The 21,035-nt window shown below is 71.8% G+C and carries 18 protein-coding genes; 15 read left to right on the top strand and 3 right to left on the bottom strand.

Annotation, left to right across the window (positions count from 1 at the left end):
• Positions 1–70 precede the first annotated feature (70 nt).
• From ftsW to OIE12_RS08515, 9 genes are all read left to right on the top strand, one after another.
• Entirely contained in the window at positions 71–1,417 is a 1,347-nt protein-coding gene (ftsW, locus tag OIE12_RS08555; RefSeq protein ID WP_329133379.1) for a putative lipid II flippase FtsW, read from the top strand.
• Between the two features lie 6 nt (positions 1,418–1,423).
• Entirely contained in the window at positions 1,424–2,512 is a 1,089-nt protein-coding gene (murG, locus tag OIE12_RS08550; protein ID WP_329133377.1) for an undecaprenyldiphospho-muramoylpentapeptide beta-N-acetylglucosaminyltransferase, read from the top strand.
• Positions 2,513–2,537: 25 nt separating this feature from the next.
• Positions 2,538–3,371: a cell division protein FtsQ/DivIB gene (locus OIE12_RS08545; protein WP_329133375.1), complete on the top strand. Its 834-nt coding sequence runs from the start codon at positions 2,538–2,540 to the stop codon at positions 3,369–3,371.
• A gap of 287 nt (positions 3,372–3,658) precedes the next feature.
• Positions 3,659–4,852: a cell division protein FtsZ gene (gene ftsZ, locus OIE12_RS08540; RefSeq protein ID WP_030380319.1), complete on the top strand. Its 1,194-nt coding sequence runs from the start codon at positions 3,659–3,661 to the stop codon at positions 4,850–4,852.
• On the top strand, positions 4,849–5,589 hold the full coding sequence (pgeF, locus tag OIE12_RS08535; protein ID WP_329133372.1) for a peptidoglycan editing factor PgeF: 741 nt from the start codon (positions 4,849–4,851) through the stop codon (positions 5,587–5,589). The genes ftsZ and pgeF overlap by 4 nt, the downstream gene beginning before the upstream one ends.
• Positions 5,590–5,595: 6 nt before the next feature.
• The gene (locus OIE12_RS08530) at positions 5,596–6,315 is read left to right on the top strand and encodes a YggS family pyridoxal phosphate-dependent enzyme (RefSeq protein ID WP_329133370.1); all 720 of its coding nucleotides are present in this window, start codon (positions 5,596–5,598) and stop codon (positions 6,313–6,315) included.
• Positions 6,316–6,444: 129 nt separating this feature from the next.
• Complete coding sequence (locus tag OIE12_RS08525; protein WP_329133368.1) at positions 6,445–7,077, top strand: cell division protein SepF; 633 nt, start codon at positions 6,445–6,447, stop codon at positions 7,075–7,077.
• Between the two features lie 62 nt (positions 7,078–7,139).
• Positions 7,140–7,430: a YggT family protein gene (locus OIE12_RS08520; protein ID WP_006143575.1), complete on the top strand. Its 291-nt coding sequence runs from the start codon at positions 7,140–7,142 to the stop codon at positions 7,428–7,430.
• 52 nt (positions 7,431–7,482) lie between these two features.
• Positions 7,483–8,709: a DivIVA domain-containing protein gene (locus OIE12_RS08515; RefSeq protein ID WP_329133366.1), complete on the top strand. Its 1,227-nt coding sequence runs from the start codon at positions 7,483–7,485 to the stop codon at positions 8,707–8,709.
• A 292-nt stretch (positions 8,710–9,001) separates the two neighbouring features.
• Here OIE12_RS08515 and ileS read toward each other — a convergent pair whose 3' ends face one another.
• Positions 9,002–12,145 carry an isoleucine--tRNA ligase gene (gene ileS, locus OIE12_RS08510; protein ID WP_329133364.1) on the bottom strand — a complete coding sequence of 1,048 codons (3,144 nt, stop codon included), beginning with the start codon at positions 12,143–12,145 and terminating at the stop codon, positions 9,002–9,004.
• A 282-nt stretch (positions 12,146–12,427) separates the two neighbouring features.
• On the opposite strand from ileS, the gene OIE12_RS08505 reads away from it, so the two are divergent.
• The 5 genes from OIE12_RS08505 to OIE12_RS08485 all read left to right on the top strand — a co-directional run bounded on the left by OIE12_RS08505 (position 12,428) and on the right by OIE12_RS08485 (position 17,213).
• Positions 12,428–13,246: a TraR/DksA family transcriptional regulator gene (locus OIE12_RS08505; protein ID WP_443054028.1), complete on the top strand. Its 819-nt coding sequence runs from the start codon at positions 12,428–12,430 to the stop codon at positions 13,244–13,246.
• Positions 13,247–13,324: 78 nt separating this feature from the next.
• A complete protein-coding gene (gene lspA / locus OIE12_RS08500) occupies positions 13,325–13,993 on the top strand; it encodes a signal peptidase II (RefSeq protein WP_329133360.1) in 669 nt (222 codons plus the stop codon).
• A 70-nt stretch (positions 13,994–14,063) separates the two neighbouring features.
• Positions 14,064–15,008, top strand: coding sequence for an RluA family pseudouridine synthase (locus OIE12_RS08495; protein WP_030380311.1), 945 nt, complete (start codon positions 14,064–14,066; stop codon positions 15,006–15,008).
• Complete coding sequence (locus tag OIE12_RS08490; protein WP_329133357.1) at positions 15,005–15,493, top strand: GNAT family N-acetyltransferase; 489 nt, start codon at positions 15,005–15,007, stop codon at positions 15,491–15,493. Before OIE12_RS08495 ends, OIE12_RS08490 begins: the two co-directional genes overlap by 4 nt.
• A 133-nt stretch (positions 15,494–15,626) precedes the next feature.
• A complete protein-coding gene (locus OIE12_RS08485; RefSeq protein WP_329133355.1) occupies positions 15,627–17,213 on the top strand; it encodes a Na+/H+ antiporter in 1,587 nt (528 codons plus the stop codon).
• Between the two features lie 104 nt (positions 17,214–17,317).
• Here OIE12_RS08485 and OIE12_RS08480 read toward each other — a convergent pair whose 3' ends face one another.
• Positions 17,318–18,499, bottom strand: a complete 1,182-nt coding sequence (locus tag OIE12_RS08480) for a mechanosensitive ion channel family protein (protein WP_329133353.1) — start codon at positions 18,497–18,499, stop codon at positions 17,318–17,320.
• A 120-nt stretch (positions 18,500–18,619) separates the two neighbouring features.
• On the opposite strand from OIE12_RS08480, the gene OIE12_RS08475 reads away from it, so the two are divergent.
• Entirely contained in the window at positions 18,620–19,204 is a 585-nt protein-coding gene (locus tag OIE12_RS08475; protein WP_329133351.1) for a dienelactone hydrolase family protein, read from the top strand.
• A gap of 22 nt (positions 19,205–19,226) precedes the next feature.
• Here the strand turns inward: OIE12_RS08475 and OIE12_RS08470 are convergent, their stop codons facing one another.
• Complete coding sequence (locus OIE12_RS08470) at positions 19,227–20,900, bottom strand: alkaline phosphatase D family protein (protein ID WP_329141784.1); 1,674 nt, start codon at positions 20,898–20,900, stop codon at positions 19,227–19,229.
• Between the last annotated feature and the right edge of the window lie 135 nt (positions 20,901–21,035).

The following is a 21,035-nucleotide window of genomic DNA, read 5'->3' as shown; positions in this document are numbered from 1 at the left end:
GGTCCGAGCCCCGGGGCACTTCCCCCGGGCCGCACCCGGGGGCGGCGGCACGTTCCGGCAGGTGCCGCTGATGTCCGGTAGCCGCACCGCGCCCCGCCCGCCCGGCAGGAGACCCCCGGCCTCCGCCGTCCGGCCCCCCGGCAACTCGGCCCTGCACCGTCTGCACGCGCGGGCGCGCAAGGCGTGGGACCGGCCGCTCACCGCCTACTACCTGATCCTCGGCAGCAGTCTGCTGATCACCGGGCTCGGTCTGGTGATGGTCTACTCGGCCTCCCAGATCACCGCGCTGCAGATGTCGCTGTCGGGCTCGTACTTCTTCCGCAAGCAGTTCCTGGCCGCCGTGATCGGCACGGGGCTGCTGCTCGCCGCCTCCCGGATGCCGGTACGGCTGCACCGCGCGCTGGCCTACCCCATCCTGGCCGGCTCGGTCTTCCTGATGATGCTCGTGCAGGTGCCGGGGATAGGGGTCGCGGTCAACGGCAACAAGAACTGGATCTCGCTCGGCGGCTCCTTCCAGATCCAGCCCAGCGAGTTCGGCAAGCTCGCGCTGGTGCTGTGGGGCGCCGACCTGCTCGCCCGCAAACAGGACAAACGGCTGCTGACCCAGTGGAAGCACATGCTGGTGCCGCTGGTCCCCGCGGCCGGACTGCTGCTCGGACTGATCATGCTCGGCGGCGACATGGGCACCGCGATCATCCTCACCGCGATCCTGTTCGGGCTGCTCTGGCTGGCCGGGGCGCCGACCCGGATGTTCGCCGGCGTGCTCGGCATCGCCGCGCTCATCGGCACCGTCCTGATCAGGACCAGCCCCAACCGCATGGCCCGGCTCGGCTGCCTGGGCGCCACCGACCCGGGCCCCGACGACTCCTGCTGGCAGGCGGTGCACGGCATCTACGCGCTCGCCTCCGGCGGACTGTTCGGTTCCGGGCTCGGCGCGAGCGTGGAGAAATGGGGGCAACTGCCCGAAGCCCACACCGACTTCATCTTCGCCATCACCGGTGAGGAACTGGGCCTGGCGGGCACACTGTCGGTGCTCGCCCTGTTCGCGGCTCTAGGCTATGCGGGTATCCGCGTGGCCGGACGCACGGAGGACCCCTTCGTGAGGTATGCCGCGGGAGGCGTGACCACCTGGATCACCGCGCAGGCGGTGATCAACGTCGGTGCGGTGCTCGGTCTGCTGCCGATCGCCGGTGTCCCGCTCCCGCTGTTCTCCTACGGAGGGTCCGCCCTGCTGCCGACCATGTTCGCCATCGGGTTGCTGATCGCCTTCGCGCGCGACGACCCCGCTGCGCGGGCGGCGCTCGCCATGCGGCAACCTCGCTTTGGTAGAAAGCGGGCTGGAGGCCCTCGGGCCGCCAGGAGATGGAACACGATGCGACGGCGCGCCCCTGGGGCGCGTTCGTCCGGAGAGCGGTGAATTTCGGTGCATGTCGTCCTCGCCGGTGGAGGGACCGCCGGCCACATCGAGCCCGCGCTCGCCCTCGCGGACGCCCTGCGCAGGCAGGACCCGACCGTGGGGATCACGGCCCTGGGCACGGAGCGCGGACTCGAGACACGTCTCGTTCCCGAACGTGGCTACGAACTCGCGCTGATCCCCGCCGTCCCGCTGCCGCGCAGGCCCACTCCCGAGCTGATCACGGTCCCGGGCCGGCTGCGCGGCACGATCAAGGCGGCCGAGCAGGTCCTGGAGCGCACCAAGGCCGACGCCGTGGCCGGGTTCGGCGGTTACGTGGCGCTGCCCGCCTATCTGGCCGCCAAGCGGCTCGGCGTGCCCATCGTGATCCACGAGGCCAACGCCCGTCCGGGCCTGGCCAACAAGATCGGCTCGCGGTACGCGGCCCAGGTCGCCGTCTCCACCCCGGACAGCAAGCTGCGCGGCGCCCGGTACATCGGCATCCCGCTGCGCCGCACCATCGCCACCCTTGACCGGGCCGCCGTGCGCCCCGAGGCCCGGGCCGCGTTCGGGCTCGACCCCAACCTGCCGACGCTGCTGGTCTCCGGCGGTTCGCAGGGCGCCCGGCGGCTGAACGAGGTCGTCCAGCAGGTCGCCCCCTGGCTCCAGCAGGCCGGCATCCAGATCCTGCACGCCGTCGGCCCGAAGAACGAACTGCCGCAGGTGCAGCAGATGCCGGGGATGCCCCCCTACATCCCGGTAAGTTACCTGGACCGGATGGACCTCGCGTACGCCGCGGCCGACATGATGCTCTGCCGCGCGGGCGCGATGACCGTCGCCGAACTCTCCGCCGTCGGGCTCCCGGCCGCCTACGTCCCGCTGCCCATCGGCAACGGCGAACAGCGGCTGAACGCCCAGCCGTTGGTCAAGGCCGGCGGCGGACTGCTGGTCGACGACGCGGAACTGACCCCCGACTGGGTCCGGGACAACGTCCTGCCCGTGCTCGCCAACCCGCACCGGCTGTACGAGATGTCGCGCGCGGCCGGTGAGTTCGGCCGCCGGGACGCCGACGAACTGCTCGTCGGCATGGTGTACGAGGCGATCGCCTCGCGCCGTTAGCACCGTATGACGAAAGGGCAGGAGCGTGGCCGGACCCACCACCGCCGAACGCGGCGAACGGCAGCAGCCGAAGAAGTCCGGCCCGCCCCGGCCGCCCCTGCGGCGGCGGCTGCCCCGCCGCCGCACCCTCGTCCTGCTCGCCGTGGCCGCGGTGGTCCTCGGCACCGGCCTCGGCTGGCTCCTCTACGGCTCCCCGTGGCTGCGCGCCGAGCACGTCTCCGTCTCCGGCACCCGGGTGCTCACCGCGGACCAGGTGCGCACGACGGCCCGGGTGCCGCTCGGCGACGCCCTGCTGTCCGTCGACACGAACGCGATCGAGGCGCGGCTGCGCGAGGAACTGCCCCGTATCGACACCGTCGACGTCTCCCGTTCCTGGCCGCACGGAATCACCCTGAACGTCACGGAGCGTGTCCCGGTTCTCGTGATCGAGAAAACCGGCGCAACGGAAAAGCAGGGCGACAACCAAAAAGATAATAAAGCGCGAAAATATGTCGAAGTGGACAAAAAGGGTGTGCGCTTCGCCACTGTCTCCCGCATTCCCGACGGCGCCCCGCTGCTGGAATTGACCGTGGCCCGCGGCGCCTCCGCCCGCCGCTTCCCCGCCGAGCGGCTGACGCGCGCGGCGGTGGACGTCGCCCGCGACCTCCCGGCCGCCGTGGCCCGCACCACCCGTACCGTCACGGTCCGCTCCTACGACTCCGTCACGCTGGAGTTGGGCGGCGGCCGTACCGTGCTGTGGGGCAGCGCCGAGCAGGGGCGCGCGAAGGCCCGTACCCTCACCGCGCTCATGAAAGCGGCACCGCGCGCACGCCACTTCGACGTGAGCGTCCCCACCGCCCCGGCGTCATCGGGGAGTTGACGCACATCCGCGCAGGCCAGCACCCTGGTTGGGCAGCGCTACGGCTGATCACATAGGGTGAAAAGAAAAACGGGAGGTTCGGCGTGTTCGTTGAACGCGCGCCACTTGTCGACTTAGTGTCCTGTTCAGAAGACTTCAAGGAACAGACACACTGGTAACCCTAAACTTCAGCGTTAGGGTTCGGGTCGGCGTTCGGACCGTCCCATTCGGCATCAGTCGTCGGATCGCGGGGCCGGCAGTGCTCCGGTGATGCGGCGACACGTAACTCGAGGCGAGAGGCCTTCGACGTGGCAGCACCGCAGAACTACCTCGCAGTCATCAAAGTCATCGGTGTCGGCGGCGGTGGTGTCAATGCCATCAACCGGATGATCGAGGTCGGTCTCAAGGGCGTCGAGTTCATCGCCATCAACACCGACGCACAGGCGCTGTTGATGAGCGACGCCGACGTCAAGCTCGATGTCGGCCGCGAACTCACCCGCGGACTCGGCGCCGGAGCCAACCCGGCCGTCGGCCGCAAGGCCGCGGAGGACCACCGCGAGGAGATCGAGGAGGTCCTCAAGGGGGCCGACATGGTCTTCGTGACAGCCGGTGAAGGCGGCGGCACCGGCACCGGCGGGGCACCCGTCGTGGCCAACATCGCCCGCTCCCTCGGCGCCCTCACCATCGGTGTGGTCACGCGCCCGTTCACCTTCGAGGGACGGCGCCGCGCCAACCAGGCCGAGGACGGCATCGCCGAGCTCCGCGAAGAGGTCGACACCCTCATCGTCATCCCCAACGACCGTCTGCTGTCCATCTCGGACCGCCAGGTCTCGGTCCTGGACGCCTTCAAGTCGGCCGACCAGGTCCTGCTCTCCGGTGTCCAGGGCATCACCGACCTGATCACCACCCCCGGCCTGATCAACCTCGACTTCGCCGACGTCAAGTCCGTCATGTCCGAGGCCGGTTCGGCGCTCATGGGCATCGGCTCGGCCCGCGGTGACGACCGCGCGGTGGCGGCGGCCGAGATGGCGATCTCCTCGCCGCTGCTCGAGGCCTCCATCGACGGCGCCCGGGGCGTGCTGCTCTCCATCTCCGGCGGCTCCGACCTCGGCCTGTTCGAGATCAACGAGGCCGCCCAGCTGGTCAGCGAGGCCGCGCACCCCGAGGCCAACATCATCTTCGGCGCCGTCATCGACGACGCGCTCGGCGACGAGGTGCGGGTCACCGTCATCGCCGCCGGGTTCGACGGCGGTCAGCCGCCGTCCAAGCGGGACACCGTCCTCGGCTCGGCCTCGGCCAAGCGCGAGGAGCCGGCGCCGGTACGGCAGGCGGAGAGCCGCCCGTCCTTCGGCTCGCTCGGCAGCGTCACCCCCAAGGAGGCCGCGCCCGAGCCCGCCCCGGAGCCGGTCAACGACCTCCCGGCCGGCCCGCCGGTGCCGCCGTCGCGGACGTACTCGGACAGCGCCGCCGAGGAACTGGACGTTCCGGACTTCCTCAAGTGATAGGCCCCCTCGACGCTCCCGACCCGAGTGGCGCGCACTTCGCCTTCACCGACCGGTGGGGCGGGGTGAGCGCCGCTCCGTACGAGGAGCTCAACCTCGGCGGCGCGGTCGGTGACGACGGCGACGCCGTGCGCACCAACCGCGAACTCGCCGCGAAGTCCCTGAGGATCGCCCCCGGCGCCGTCGTCTGGATGAACCAGGTGCACGGCGCCGACGTGGCCGTCGTCGACGGACCCTGGGAGAGCGGCACCGCCGAACTTCCCGCCGTGGACGCCCTGGTCACCACCCGCCGCGGCCTCGCCCTCGCCGTCCTCACCGCCGACTGCGTGCCCGTCCTGCTCGCCGACCCCGTCGCCGGGGTCGCCGCCGCCGCGCACGCCGGACGGCCCGGCATGGTCGCCGGTGTCGTCCCCGCCGCCGTGCGCGCGATGACCGCACTCGGCGCCGACCCGGCCCGGATCACCGCCCGCACCGGCCCCGCCGTCTGCGGCCGCTGCTACGAAGTGCCCGAGGCCATGCGCGCCGAGGTCGCCGCCGTCGAGCCGGCGGCGCACGCCGAGACGAGTTGGGGTACGCCGGCGCTCGACGTGGCCGCCGGAGTGCACGCCCAGCTCGAACGCCTCGGTGTGCACGACCGGGTGCGCTCCCCGGTGTGCACCCGGGAGTCGCAGGACCACTTCTCCTACCGCCGCGACCGCACCACCGGGCGGCTCGCCGGCTATGTCTGGCTGGACTGAAGGAACATGACCGACCGCAGGGCTCAACTCGCCGCGAACCTGGCACAGGTGGAGGACCGCATCACCGCCGCGTGCGTGGCCGCGGGGCGCAAGCGGGAGGAGGTGACCCTGATCGTGGTCACCAAGACCTACCCCGCGAGCGACGTGCGCCTCCTCGCCGGACTCGGCGTGCGGCACGTCGCCGAGAACCGGGACCAGGACGCGGCCCCCAAGGCCGCCGCCTGTTCGGATCTGCCGCTCACCTGGCACTTCGTGGGCCAGTTGCAGACCAACAAGGTGCGTTCCGTGCTCGGTTATGCCGCACTCGTGCAGTCCGTCGACCGCGCCCGGCTCGTCACGGCGCTCTCCAGGGAGGCGGAACGGACCGGCCGCGAGGTCGGCTGTCTGCTGCAGGTCGCGCTGGACGCGGGGGAGAGCGGACGGGGCGAGCGCGGCGGCGTCGGACCCGACGGCATCGGGGAGTTGGCCTCCCTGGTGGCACAGGCTCCCGGACTGCGGCTGGACGGACTGATGACCGTCGCGCCGCTCACCGGGGAGTACGCGGGACGTCAACAGGCGGCGTTCGAGCGGTTGATGGATTTGTCGACCGTACTGCGCCGGACTCATCCTGCTGCGAACATGGTTTCCGCGGGGATGAGTACGGACCTCGAACAGGCCGTGGCGGCCGGGGCGACACATGTACGCGTCGGCACTGCGGTACTCGGAGTCCGCCCCGGGCTCGGGTAACGTCGCCAGGAAGTCGGACCACAGCAGAAAATATGGTCATTACCGCTGGTAGCGGGCGTAACGACCTCGTGGATCGCGGGCACTTGGGAAGTCGTCAGTGGATCCACCACAGAGCGGAGGACTCGGAGCATGGCCGGCGCGATGCGCAAGATGGCGGTCTACCTCGGCCTCGTGGAGGACGATGGGTACGACGGCAGGGGGTTCGACCCCGACGACGACTTCGAACCGGAGCTCGACCCGGAGCCCGAACGGGAGCGCCGTCGGCACGAGCCGTCACACCAGTCACTTCAGCCGCAACGGGACGAACCGGCACGATCGGTACAGCCGCCCGCGCCGCGCGAGCCACTGCCCCACGCCGCTTCGCTTCCCGCGGAATCCGGACGTCCGGCACGCATCGCGCCCGTGGCATCCATCACACAAGAACGCGCCAGCCTGGAGAAGAACGCACCGGTGATCATGCCCAAGGTCGTGTCGGAACGAGAGCCGTACCGGATCACGACACTTCACCCCCGGACCTACAACGAGGCCCGTACCATCGGGGAACACTTCCGTGAGGGCACCCCGGTGATCATGAATCTGACTGAGATGGATGACACAGACGCGAAGCGACTTGTCGACTTTGCGGCCGGTCTGGTGTTTGGTCTTCACGGCAGCATCGAGCGGGTGACGCAGAAGGTCTTCCTGTTGTCTCCTGCTAACGTCGATGTCACGGCGGAGGACAAGGCCCGCATCGCAGAGGGCGGGTTCTTCAACCAGAGCTGAGAAGCAGGGCCCGGCAGGACCAGGAATGACGCACAGAAACAGGGGAGAGGGACGCACGGATCATGGGCGTGGTGGTGCAGGTCGTCTACGTCGTGCTGATGTGCTTCCTCGTGGTGCTCATCTTCCGGTTGGTCATGGACTACGTCTTCCAGTTCGCCCGCTCATGGCAACCCGGCAGGGCGATGGTGGTCGTCCTCGAGGCGACCTACACTGTCACCGATCCACCGCTGAAGCTTCTGCGGCGGTTCATCCCGCCGCTGCGTCTCGGGGGCGTGGCGCTCGACCTGTCCTTCTTCGTACTGATGATCATCGTCTACATCCTGATCTCCCTCGTGGGTAGTGCACTGGGGTGAGCGTGGACGACATGGGCCTGCCGACTGCCGACGACAACGTTGAGGTGAAGAAATGCCGTTGACCCCCGAGGACGTGCGGAACAAGCAGTTCACGACCGTCCGCCTCCGAGAAGGCTATGACGAGGACGAGGTCGATGCCTTCCTCGACGAGGTCGAAGCCGAACTGACCCGGCTGCTGCGCGAGAACGAGGACCTGCGCGCCAAGCTGGCCGCGGCCACGCGTGCCGCCGCGCAGAACCAGCAGAACATGCGCAAGCCCCCGGAGGGCCAGGACGGACCGCCGCACCAGGGCGGCCCGCACCAGCAGCAGGGCGGTCCGCACCAGCAGGGCGGCCCCCACCAGCAGGGCCATCCGCAGCAGGGGCACCCGCAGCAGGGCATGCGAGGTCCCGGCGCTCCGGTGCCCGCCGGCATATCGGGCCCGCCGCAGCAGCAGATGGGTGGCCCCATGGGTGGTCCGCCCCAGCTGCCGAGCGGCGCCCCGCAGCTGCCCGCCGGCCCCGGTGGCGGTCAGGGCGGCCCGCAGGGTCCCGGCCCGATGGGTCAGGGCCCCGGTCCCATGGGCCAGGGACCGATGGGCGGCCAGCCGCCCATGCAGCAGATGGGCGGCCCCATGGGCGGTCCGATGGGTGGCCCCGGCCCCATGGGTGGTCCGATGGGCGGCCCCGGTCAGGGCCCTGGTGGCGACAGCGCCGCCCGTGTCCTCTCGCTGGCCCAGCAGACCGCCGACCAGGCGATCGCCGAGGCCCGCTCAGAGGCCAACAAGATCGTCGGCGAGGCGCGTTCGCGTGCCGAGGGTCTGGAGCGGGACGCCCGTGCCAAGGCCGACGCCCTGGAGCGGGACGCGCAGGAGAAGCACCGCGTCGCGATGGGCTCCCTGGAGTCCGCCCGCGCCACGCTGGAGCGCAAGGTCGAGGATCTGCGCGGCTTCGAGCGCGAGTACCGTACGCGGCTGAAGTCGTACCTGGAGTCGCAGCTGCGTCAGCTGGAGACCCAGGCCGACGACTCGCTGGCGCCGCCGCGCACGCCGGCCACGGCGTCGCTGCCGTCGCCGTCCGCGCCGTCCATGGCGCCGGCGGGGGCGAGCGCGCCGTCCTACGGCGGCAACCAGCCGATGGGTGGTCCGCAGGGGCCGTCGGCGCCGTCGTACGGCGGGCAGCAGCAGATGACGCCCGCGATGACGCAGCCGATGGCGCCGGTCAGGCCGCAGGGCCCGTCCCCGATGGGCCAGGCTCCGTCCCCGATGCGGGGCTTCCTGATCGACGAGGACGACAACTGAGCGCGGCGTAGCCCGCGCGACGGGGTCGTCGGCAGACCCGGAAGGCGGTCCCGGAGGTTTCCCTCCGGGACCGCCTTCGTGTGTGCGCGCCTAGCTTTTCTCGCCCCCGCCGCCCCTTCCCATTCCCGTCCCCGGGGGCAAGCCCCCGGACCCCCGAGAAGATTGCGCAGTTCCCCGCGCCCCTATCAGGGGCGCGGGGAACTGCGCACGGGGTCAAAGGGGCGGAGCCCCTTGAGGATGGGACGGGTAGGGGCGGCGGGGGCGAGGAAAATGCCCGCCGCCCCCCGGAGGGTTACGCCTTGCGGAGGCGGAACGTGAGGGTCAGGGAGTCCTCCGTGAACGGATCACCGTACGACCCGTCCGCCTCCCCCCGCACGAACTCCGTCGCCAGCACCTCGTCCGCGATCAACCCGGAGTGCTCGGACAGCGCCGCCGCCACCCCCGGCTCCACCGCGTCCCACCGCAGCACGATCCGGTCCGCGACGTCCAGCCCGCTGTTCTTCCGCGCCTCCTGGATCAGCCGGATGGCATCCCGCGCGAGCCCCGCCCGCCGCAGCTCCTCCGTGATCTCCAAGTCCAGCGCGACCGTCGCCCCGGAGTCGGAGGCCACCGACCACCCCTCCCGCGGGGTCTCCGTGATGATCACCTCGTCCGGCGCCAGCGTGATCTTCTCGCCGTCGACCTCCACCGACGCCGTCCCCTCGCGCAGCGCCAGCGACAGCGCCGCCGCGTCCGCCGCCGCGACCGCCCGGGCCACGTCCTGCACCCGCTTGCCGAACCGCTTGCCCAGCGCCCGGAAGTTGGCCTTGGCCGTGGTGTCCACCAGGGACCCGCCGACCTCGCTCAGCGCGGCCAGCGACTCGACGTTCAGCTCCTCCGTGATCTGCGTGTGCAGCTCGGGGTCGAGGGACTCGAAGCCGTTCGCCGCGATCAGCGCCCGCCGCAGCGGCTGGCGCGTCTTGACGCCGGACTCCGCACGCGTGGCGCGGCCCAGCTCGACCAGCCGCCGCACCAGCACCATCTGCCGCGAGAGCTCCGGGTCGATCGCGGACAGGTCCGCCTGAGGCCAGGAGGACAGGTGCACGGACTCCGGCGCGTCCGGCGTCACCGGCACCACCAGGTCCTGCCACACCCGCTCGGTGAGGAACGGGGTCAGCGGGGCCATCAGCTTCGTCACCGTCTCGACGACCTCGTGCAGCGTGCGCAGCGCCGCCTTGTCGCCCTGCCAGAACCGGCGCCGGGAGCGGCGCACGTACCAGTTGGACAGGTCGTCGACGAACGCGGACAGCAGCTTGCCGGCGCGCTGGGTGTCGTAGCCCTCCAGGGCCTGGGTCACCTGGTCGGTCAGCGCGTGCAGCTCGCTCAGCAGCCAGCGGTCGAGCACCGGGCGGTCGGCCGGGGCCGGGTCGGCCGCGCTCGGCGCCCAGCCGGAGGTCCGGGCGTACAGGGCCTGGAAGGCGACCGTGTTCCAGTAGGTCAGCAGCGTCTTGCGGACGACCTCCTGGATGGTGCCGTGGCCGACCCGGCGGGCCGCCCAGGGCGAGCCGCCGGCCGCCATGAACCAGCGGACCGCGTCGGCGCCGTGCTGGTCCATGAGCGGGATCGGCTGCAGGATGTTGCCCAGGTGCTTGGACATCTTGCGGCCGTCCTCGGCCAGGATGTGGCCCAGGCAGACGACGTTCTCGTACGACGACTTGTCGAACACCAGGGTGCCGATGGCCATCAGCGTGTAGAACCAGCCGCGGGTCTGGTCGATCGCCTCGGAGATGAACTGCGCCGGGTACCGGCTCTCGAACAGCTCCTTGTTCTTGTACGGGTAGCCCCACTGCGCGAACGGCATCGAGCCCGAGTCGTACCAGGCGTCGATGACCTCGGGCACGCGGGTGGCCGTCGCCCCGCAGCCGTCCTGGGGGCAGGCGAAGGTGACCTCGTCGATGAACGGGCGGTGCGGGTCCAGCCCGGACTGGTCGGTGCCGGTCAGCTCGGTGAGTTCCGCGCGGGAGCCGATCACCGTGAGGTGGTCCTCCGCGCAGCGCCAGATGGGCAGCGGGGTGCCCCAGTAGCGGTTGCGGGAGAGCGCCCAGTCGATGTTGTTGTTGAGCCAGTCGCCGTACCGGCCGTGCTTGACCCGCTCCGGGAACCAGTTGGTCTTCTCGTTCTCCTGCAGGAGCCGGTCCTTGACGGCGGTGGTGCGGATGTACCAGGACGGCTGCGCGTAGTAGAGCAGCGCGGTGTGGCAGCGCCAGCAGTGCGGGTAGCTGTGCTCGTACGGCAGGTGCCGGAAGAGCAGACCGCGCTCCTTGAGGTCCTCGGTCAGCTTCTCGTCGGCCTTCTTGAAGAAGACGCCGCCGACCAGCGGGACGTCCTCCTCGAAGGTGCCGTCGGGGCGCACCGGGTTGACGACGGGCAGCCCGTAGGAGCGGCACACCTTGAGGTCGTCCTCACCGAAGGCGGGGGACTGGTGGACCAGACCGGTGCCGTCCTCGGTCGTCACGTACTCCGCGTTGACGACGTAGTGCGCGGGCTCGCTGAACTCCACCAGCTCGAAGGGGCGCTGGTACGTCCAGCGCTCCATCTCGGCGCCGGTGAAGGACTGTCCGGTCCTCTCCCAGCCCTCGCCGAGCGCCTTCTCGACCAGCGGCTCGGCGACGACCAGCTTCTCCTCACCATTCGTCGCGACGACGTACGTGACGCCGGGGTGGGCCGCGACGGCCGTGTTGGACACCAGCGTCCAGGGCGTCGTCGTCCACACCAGGAGCGCGGCTTCGCCGGCCAGCGGGCCGGAGGTGAGCGGGAAGCGGACGTAGACGGAGGGGTCGACGACCGTCTCGTAGCCCTGGGCGAGCTCGTGGTCGGACAGGCCCGTGCCGCAGCGCGGGCACCAGGGGGCGACGCGGTGGTCCTGGACGAGCAGGCCCTTGGTGAAGATCTCCTTCAGCGACCACCAGACCGACTCGATGTACTCGGGGTCCATCGTGCGGTAGGGGTCGTTGAGGTCGGTCCAGTACCCCATGCGGGTCGTGAGCTCTTCGAAGGCGTCCGTGTGGCGCGTCACCGACTCGCGGCACTTGGCGTTGAACTCGGCGATGCCGTACGCCTCGATGTCCTGCTTGCCGGTGAAGCCCAGCTCCTTCTCGACCGCCAGCTCGACGGGGAGGCCGTGGCAGTCCCAGCCGGCCTTGCGCGCCACGTGGTAGCCGCGCATGGTGCGGAAGCGGGGGAAGACGTCCTTGAAGACGCGGGCCTCGATGTGGTGGGCGCCCGGCATGCCGTTGGCGGTGGGCGGGCCTTCGTAGAACACCCATTCGGGGCGGCCCGCGGACTGGTCCAGGGTCTTGGCGAAGATCTTCTGCTCGCGCCAGAAGTCGAGCACCGCGTGCTCGAGCGCGGGCAGGTCGACCTGGGCGGGCACCTGGCGGTACGTCGGCGCTGTCATCAGCGAGATTCCTCCAACGGACTTGCTGCCTTCCGTCGGAGGGACGAGAGCCACTACTCGTGCGTACGCCGTGTGCGGCGGGCTCCCGCGGTACCACCCTCCTTGGCCCGCCGGCGCACCCTGCGCTCCGGTGAGCCCCCTCATTGGGGTCGCGATACCGGGTCTACTCGCCGCCGCCGGCCCCGGTGACGGCGGCCCGCTGCGGCTTTCTTCCGGCGGCTCCGGGGTGATCTTCGCGTCGCGCTCGCCCCCGGGCTCCCACCGTCCCCGGGTCGCTCTGGGCTGCGTACGCCGCTACTCGTCCCCATCCACGCTTTTTCGCTCCGCCCAGTGTACGGCGCCGGGCCGACAGCGGCCGACCGGTTTCCGGGACGACCCGGGCCGCCGGGTCCGGCCGCGCGGGTGACCCGAACGGCACGGCGGCGGCGTCCGGATTCCGGGACGGGGCGCCGGGCGGATTACCCGGCCGGGAGCTGGGCACAACGCTTGCATGCTCGCCGCCCGGCACCCGCCGGGCGGACCGATACCCGGCATGCCCCGTTGCCGAGGGTCACAAGTCGATTTATCGTCCCAGCACGATGCGCACGAACCACCCCGCGAAGCAGACGGGAGCCCACGGTGGTTGCTAAGAAGACTCCGGCCACGGCCACGGCGGCGAAGGACCCCACCCCCGTGCCCAAGGCCCGGCTCGCCGCGGTGGACCCCGGTGAGCTCGCGGTACGTCCCGGCGAGGACCCCTGGACCCCGGACGAGGTCGCCGAGGCCCGGGCCGAACTGCAGTCCGAGCTGATGCGGCTGCGCACCGAGCTCGACTCCTCCGGCCGGGCGCTCGCCGGCCTCATGCGCGACTCCGGGGACGGCGCCGGCGACGACCAGGCCGACACCGGCACCAAGAACATCACGCGCGAGCACGAACTGGCCCTCGCCGCCAACGCCCGCGAGATGCTGGAGCAGACCGAGCGCGCCCTCGACCGGCTCGACACGGGCACCTACGGCCTCTGCGAGAACTGCGGCAACCCCATCGGCAAGGCGCGCATGCAGGCCTTCCCGCGCGCCACGCTGTGCGTGGAGTGCAAGCAGAAGCAGGAACGCCGTTTCTGAAGCCCTCCTGAGCGCCTGCTGTGACGGTGACGTGTCGTACTCTCGTCCTCAGTCAGGTACCTAGGTTGAGGGATTCACGTGGCAGAGGCGGAGCGCATCATCGGTACGCCGGACATCCCGGAAGCGGCGGGGAGCGGGCCCGAGGAGGCCCGTGAGCAGGCCGCCGCCGACGACGCCTCCGCGCGCGCGGAGGCCGAATCCGGGGAGAGCGGCGAGACCGGGGAGAGCGGCGAGCCCGGCGGGCCCGCCGCCCGTCCCCGCGGCCGGCGGCGGATCGCCGTGCTGTTCTCCGTGGCCGCGTTCGCCTACGCCCTCGACCTGGTCAGCAAGCTCATCGTGGTGGCGAAGCTGGAGCACCACGCCCCCGTGCGCCTCATCGGCGACTGGCTCCAGCTGGAGGCGATCCGCAACGCGGGCGCCGCCTTCAGCTTCGGCGAGGCGTACACGGTGATCTTCACGGTGATCGCGGCGGCCGTGATCGTGGTGATCGCCCGCCTGGCCCGCAAGCTCTACAGTCTGCCCTGGGCGATCGCGCTCGGCCTGCTGCTCGGCGGCGCGCTCGGCAACCTCACCGACCGCGTCTTCCGCGCCCCCGGCGTCTTCAAGGGCGCGGTCGTCGACTTCATCTCGCCCAAGCACTTCGCCGTCTTCAACCTGGCGGACTCGGCGATCGTGTGCGGCGGCATCCTGATCGTGCTGCTCTCCTTCCGCGGCCTGGACCCGGACGGCAGCGTCCACAAGGACTGAGGCCGGCCGGCCGCCGGAGTTTTCCACAGGCTCGTGCGGGGGGTTCCGGCCCGTCCGGCATACTCGACGGGTGAGCACGCTTCCCGAGATCCGCACCCTGCCCGTGCCCGACGGCCTGGAGGGCGAGCGCGTAGACGCCGCCATCTCCCGCATGTTCGGCTTCTCCCGTACGAAGGCGGCCGAGCTGGCCTCGGCGGGCAAGGTGCACGTCGACGGCTCGGCGGTCGGCAAGTCGGAGCGGGTCCACGGCGGCGCCTGGCTCGAGGTCGAGATGCCGCAGGCGCCCGCGCCGGTGCAGATCGTCGCCGAGCCGGTCGAGGGCATGGAGATCGTGCACGACGACGAGGACGTGGTCGTCATCGTCAAGCCGGTCGGCGTCGCCGCGCACCCGAGCCCCGGCTGGACGGGGACGACCGTGATCGGCGGCCTGGCCGCCGCCGGGTACCGCATCTCCACCTCCGGCGCCGCCGAACGCCAGGGCATCGTGCACCGTCTGGACGTCGGCACCTCGGGCCTGATGGTGGTGGCCAAGTCCGAGCGGGCGTACACCTCGCTCAAGCGCCAGTTCAAGGAGCGCACGGTCGACAAGCGCTACCACACCCTCGTCCAGGGCCACCCCGACCCGACCAGCGGCACCATCGACGCCCCCATCGGCCGCCACCCGCACCACGACTACAAATGGGCGGTCACCGCGGAGGGCAAGCCCTCCGTCACGCACTACGACCTGATCGAGGCGTTCCGCGCCGCCTCCCTGCTCGACGTGAAGCTGGAGACCGGCCGCACCCACCAGATCCGCGTCCACATGGCCGCCCACCGCCACCCCTGCGTCGGCGACCTCACCTACGGCGCCGATCCGACCCTCGCCAAGCGGCTGCGGCTGACCCGGCAGTGGCTGCACGCGGTCCGCCTCGGCTTCGAGCACCCCGGCGACGGCGAGTGGGTCGAGTTCGCCAGCGACTACCCCGAGGACCTGCAGCAGGCCCTGGACCAGGTGCGTGAGGAGACCTACGCATGAGCACGACGACCGGTGACGGGCAGCCGTACGAGGTGCGCGTCGCCGAAGGCCCCGCCGACCGCGAGGCCTGCTTCGCGGTCCGCAAGGAGGTCTTCGTCGTCGAGCAGGGCGTCCCGCAGGACATCGAGTACGACGTCCACGACGCCGGCGCGGTGCACGTACTGGCGGTGCGGCGGGCGGACGGCATGCCGCTCGGCACCGGCCGGCTGCTGTCCGGCGAGGCGGCCGCGGCGAAGAACGGCGGCGAACCGTCGGTGGGCTCCCTCGGCCGGCTCGCGGTCACCAAGGAGGCGCGCGGCCTCGGCGTCGGCGCGGCCCTGGTGCGCGCGATAGAGGAGGCGGCCCGGGAGCGCGGCCTGACCGCCGTCGATCTGCACGCGCAGACGCACGCGCTGGGTTTTTACCGGCGGCTGGGGTACGAGGCGTACGGACCGGAGTTCCCGGACGCCGGGATACCCCACCGGGCGATGCGGCGCCCCGTCTGAGACGGACGGGGCGGCGGCGCGGCGGGGCCGGCCGACGGAGTCTGCCGGTGCGGCCCCCGGGGGTGGCGTGGCAGGCTGGATCTCCGGCCCTTCTTGATCGTCCTGATCGTCCCTGACCCCGGGAGCGCTGACCGTGGACCAGCTGGCCCTGCTGTTCGTGCTGCTCCTCGGGGCCGTGGTGAGCGTTCCGGTGGGGGACCGGCTCGGACTGCCCTCGCCGGTGCTCATGACGCTGCTCGGCATCGTGCTGGCGCTGCCGGACTTCGTCCCCAACGTCGACATCCCGCCCGGTCTGATCCTGCCGGCCCTGCTGCCGCCGCTGCTGTACGCGGCGGTGCGGCGCACCTCCTGGCGGCAGTTCACGGCCAACAAACGGCCCATCTTCCTGCTGGCCGTGGCCCTGGTGTTCGTCACCATGATCGCGGTCGCGGCGGTCGCGGGCGCCGTCGTCCCGGGGCTGCCGATCGCTGCCGCCGTCGCGCTCGGCGCGCTGGTCGCGCCGCCCGACCCGGTGGCCGCGACCGCCGTCGCCGGGCAGCTCGGGCTGCCGCGCCGGCTCGTCTCCATCCTGGAGGGCGAGGGCCTGTTCAACGACGTCACCGCGATCACGCTCTACCACGTGGCCATCGCCGCCGCCGTCAGCGGCTCGTTCTCGCTGCCCGCGGCCCTGCTCGAACTGCTGCTCTCCGCGGTCGTCGCCGTCGTCGTCGGCACGGTGCTCGGCTGGCTGTCCAACAAGCTGATGGACGTCCTCGGCGACCCGACCCTGCAGATCGGGCTCACCCTGCTGGTGCCCTTCGCGTCGTACGTCATGGCCGACGAACTGCACGGCTCCGGCGTGCTGGCGGTGCTCACCACCGCGCTGTTCCTCGCGGAGTACGCCACCGACCCGGACGACGTGCTGACCCGGCTCGCCGGGCACACCTTCTGGGAGGTCGTCGACACCCTGGTCACCGGGGTGGCGTTCGGCCTGATCGGACTGGAGCTGCACCACGCGCTCTCGACCGCCGAGGGCCGCTGGGGCGAGATGCTCGGCTGGGCCGGGGCGGTCGTCGGCGTCGTGATCCTCGTCCGCCTGCTGTGGCTGCTGCCCGCCACCTGGCTGACCCAGCGGCTGCACAGCCGGCGCGACCAGGACGAGGACATCCCGACCAGCTGGCGGGAGACCATCGTGATGTGGTGGTCCGGGATGCGCGGAGTGGCCTCGGTCGCGCTGGCGCTCGCCATCCCGCTGGAGATGGACGACGGTTCGCCCTTCCCGGACCGGGGCGAGATCGTCTTCATCGCCTTCGCGGTCATCATGGCCACGCTCGTCCTCCAGGGCCTGACGCTGCCCTGGCTGGTGCGCCGGCTGGGGGTGCAGGCCGACACCGAGCGGGAGAAGGAGTTCGAGAAGGAGCTCGCCACCCGCGCGGCCCGGGCGGCCAAGAAGCGGCTCGCGGAGATCGAGCAGCACGAGGACCTGACCGAGGAACTGTCCGAGCAGATGCTGCGCCGGGCCTTCGACATCGGGGTGCGGATCAGCCCCGACATGGCGGAGGACGAGCGCCGGGAGGCGCACGAGAAGCGGGCGCGGCGGCTGAAGCGGATCCGGCGCATCCAGGGCGAGATGCTGAGCGCCGCCCGGCACGAGATCCTGGCCGCCCGCAGCGAGCCGGGCGCGGACCCGGAGGTCGTCGACCGCGTCCTGCGCCACCTGGACGTGCGCAGTCTGCGGTGACGACCGCCGGGGCGGTGCCCTGCGGGGAGCCGCGGTGTCGCCGGCCCGGGCCCTGCGAAGGGCCCGGCCCCGCGCCCTGCGAAGGGCCCGGCCCCGCGCCGGGCTCAGCCCTTGCCGGGCGGCCGGTTGGCCGTGACCCAGCTCGCGCCCTCCGACTGCCGGGACCGCGTCCCGTCGGACCGCCCGGGCCCGGACTCGTCCGGCGGCGCGGGCCGGGCGCCCGGGACGGCGAAACGGCCGTCGAGATGGTGCGGCGGCCGTACCGCCTCCGCCGTGTTGACCCGCGGCAGCGCGTACGGATGGTGCTCGCTCAGCCAGCGGATCATCTCCTCGCGGACCGCGACCCGCACCGTCCAGATGTCGTCCGCGTCCTTCGCCGTCACCAGTGCCCGCACCTCCATGGTGTTGGGCGTGGTGTCGGTGACGACGAGGCTGTAGGCGCGCCCGTCCCACGCCGGGCACTGGCGCAGGATGTCCCGCAGCCGCTCGCGCATCGTCTCCACGGGCGCGCTGTGGTCGACGTGGAAGTAGACCGTGCCGGTCATCTGCGCGCCGCCGCGCGACCAGTTCTCGAACGGCTTGGAGGTGAAGTACGACACCGGCATGGTGATCCGGCGTTCGTCCCAGGTCCGCACCGTCAGGAACGTCAGCGTGATCTCGTCGACGGTGCCCCACTCGCCGTCCACCACCACGGTGTCGCCGATCCGCACCATGTCGCCGAAGGCGATCTGCAGCCCGGCGAACAGATTGCTCAGCGTCGACTGCGCGGCGACACCGGCGACGATCCCGACGATGCCCGCCGAGGCCAGGATGGAGGCGCCGGCCGCCCGCATCGCGGGGAACGTCAGCAGCATCGCGGCGACCGCGACCACCCCGACGACCGCCGAGACGACCCGCATGATCAGCGACACCTGGGTCCGCACCCGGCGCACCCGTGCCGCGTCGCGGTGGGCGCGGGCATAGCGGCTGTACGACGTCTCGACGACCGCCGCCGCGATCCGGATCACCAGCCAGGCGGCGGAGCCGATCAGCACCAGGGTCAGGGCGCGCCCGATGCCGACGTGGTGGTCGTCGAGCAGCTTCGCCTCGTCGTAGGAGCCTCTCAGCAGGGCCGCGCACAGCACGAGCTGGTAGGGGATGCGGCCGCGGCGCAGCAGACCCCACAGGGGGGTCTCGTGGTGCCGCTGGTCCGCTTGGCGCAGCAGACGGTCCGAGGCCCAGCCGAGGAACAGGGTGAGCAGGACGGAACCGCCGACGACGATCAGGGGGCGGAGTACGTTCTCCATGCCTCCGAACGTAACCGGCACGGCCGGTCATGAACATGTGTCGTCCCGGCGATCGCGGGTAGCCCCGGGCGCCCGCGTGAGCGACCTCACGCACCCTCTGCGGCTGGCACCATGGGGTCCATGAACATCATGCTCTTCCACTCGACGTACGGACTGCGGCCCGCCGTCCGCGAGGCCGCCGACCGGCTGCGTGCCGCCGGGCACGAGGTGTGGACCCCGGACCTCTTCGACGGCCGTACGTTCGACACGGTCGAGGAGGGCACGGCCCACAAGGACGAGCTCGGCAAGGAGGAGCTGCTCAAGCGGGCGGTACTGGCCGCCGCTCCGTACTCCGAGCGCGGCCTGGTGTACGCCGGCTTCTCGCTGGGCGCCGCGACCGCCCAGACCCTGGCGCTCGGCGACGCGAAGGCCCGGGGACTGCTGCTCCTGCACGGCACGTCGGACCTCGCGCCGAACGCCTCGGTGGACGACCTGCCGGTCCAGCTGCACGTGGCGGAGCCGGACCCGTTCGAGCCGGACGACTGGCTGAGCGCCTGGTACCTGCAGATGGGCCGGGCGGGGGCCGACGTGGAGGTCTACAGGTACGCGGGCGCCGGCCACCTCTACACCGACCGCGGGCTCCCCGACTACGACGAGGAGGCCGCCGAGGCCACCTGGCGGGTGGCGCTCGGTTTCCTGGAGACCCTGGAGGCCGGAGAAGACTGAGTCCTCATGAGCCGACGAGCCCTCAGACGGGATCCTGCGCCCGCTCGACCCGCTGCGTGCCGCTCCGGGTGCGGTACGACCGGGCCCAGGAGGAGGTCGCGGCCGGGTCCCGGCGGTCGGAGACGACGTAGTAGTCCATCTGCGCCCGCTCGGGGGTGAGGTCGAGCACGCCGTAGCCGTGCCGGTCGGTGTCGACCCACTGGACGTGCCGGTTGGCGGTGCGGATCAGCGGGGCCGCCATCGCCGAGACGGTGCCCTCGGGTGCTTTGACGAAGTCGTCGAGGTTGTCGGACGTGATCGAGGTGACCACGAACTCGACGCCCGCGGAACCGGACTTCGGATAGGTGGCCGCGTCGAACGGCACGTCGTTGGCCCAGGCCATGTGGATGTCGCCGGTGAGGAAGACGGTGTTGCCGATGCCGTGCTCCCGCAGATGGCCGAGGAGTTCGCGCCGGTCGCGGGTGTAGCCGTCCCACTGGTCGGTGTTGAGGGCGAGCCCCTCTTTGGGCTTGCCGAGCAACTGGGCCAGCGGCCGCAGCAGGGCGGCGGAGAGGGAGCCCACCGCGAACGGCGCGATCATGACCGAGTTCCCGACCAGCCGCCAGGTGGTGTCGGACGCCTTCAGCCCCGCCTTGAGCCAGTCGAGCTGGCCCCGTCCGGTGAGGGTGCGCTCCGGGTCGTCGACCGAACCGCTGCCCGTGGCCGCCTGTTCGGAGCGGAAGGTGCGCAGGTCGAGCAGGGACAGATCGGCGAGCGTGCCGAAGCGCAGCCGGCGGTAGGTGGTGCCCTCGGTCGCGGGCCGGACCGGCATCCACTCGAAGTAGGCCTGCTTCGCGGCCGCCTGGCGGTCCGTCCAGGCGCCCTCTTCGCCCTCGGTGTGGTTGCCCGCGCCGCCGGACCACGCGTTGTCGGCGAACTCGTGGTCGTCCCAGATCGCGACGACCGGCGCGGTGTGGTGCAGCGCCTGCAGATCGGGGTCGGTCTTGTACGTGCCGTGCCGCACCCGGTAGTCGGCGAGTGTGACGATCTCGTGCGCCGGGGAGTGCGGGCGGACGACGGTGCCCCGGTGGGCGTACGTGCCGGTGGGGAACTCGTAGATGTAGTCGCCGAGATGCAGCCAGGCGTCCAGGTCGCCGCGGGCGGCCAGATGACGGTAGGAGGAGAAGTGGCCGGCCTCCCAGTTGGCGCAGGCGACGACGCCGAGGCGCAGGTGGGTGAGGCGGGCGTCGGCGGCCGGGGCGGTGCGGGTGCGGGCGACGGGGGACTCGGCGGGGCCGGCGGTGAAGCGGAACCAGTAGTCGGTGGCCGGCCGCAGCCCGCGGACGTCGGCCTTGACGGTGTGGTCGCGGGCGGCGGTCGCGGTGAGGGACCCCTTGGCGACGATCTCGGTGAACGCCCGGTCGGTGGCGACGACCCAGCCGACCCGGACGTCAGGACCGAGTCCGGAGCCGGGCACCGCCTCGGGGGTGGGCGTCACCCGGGTCCACAGCAGGATGCCGTCGGGCAGCGGGTCGCCGGAGGCCACGCCGTGCAGGAAGGCGGTGGTGCCGGGCGCGGCCCGGGCGGGCAGCGCGGCGGCGAGCGGGCCGACGAGTCCCGCGGTGGCGGCGGCCGCCCTGCCGACGGTCCGGCGCAGCGGCGCGAGCGCCTCCGCGAGCCGGGAGGTCTCCTCGGGCGAGGCCGAGGGCGCGGGGATGGAGGGGACGCGCGTGGAGGGCACCGGCGGAGGCGGTGCGGAAAGGGGCGCGGCGGCGGGGGTGCTGTCGGACGATCCGTGTCGGCTGGGGGTCACGGACGATCAGGCTAGTGTCCGGAACCGGCCGCCAGCGGG

It is taken from the genome of Streptomyces sp. NBC_00670 (assembly GCF_036226765.1).
In the GTDB taxonomy this organism is placed as follows: Bacteria; Actinomycetota; Actinomycetes; order Streptomycetales; family Streptomycetaceae; genus Streptomyces.
The sequence above is the reverse complement of the archived record's forward strand: the minus strand, read 5'-3'. Positions and strand labels throughout refer to the sequence as shown.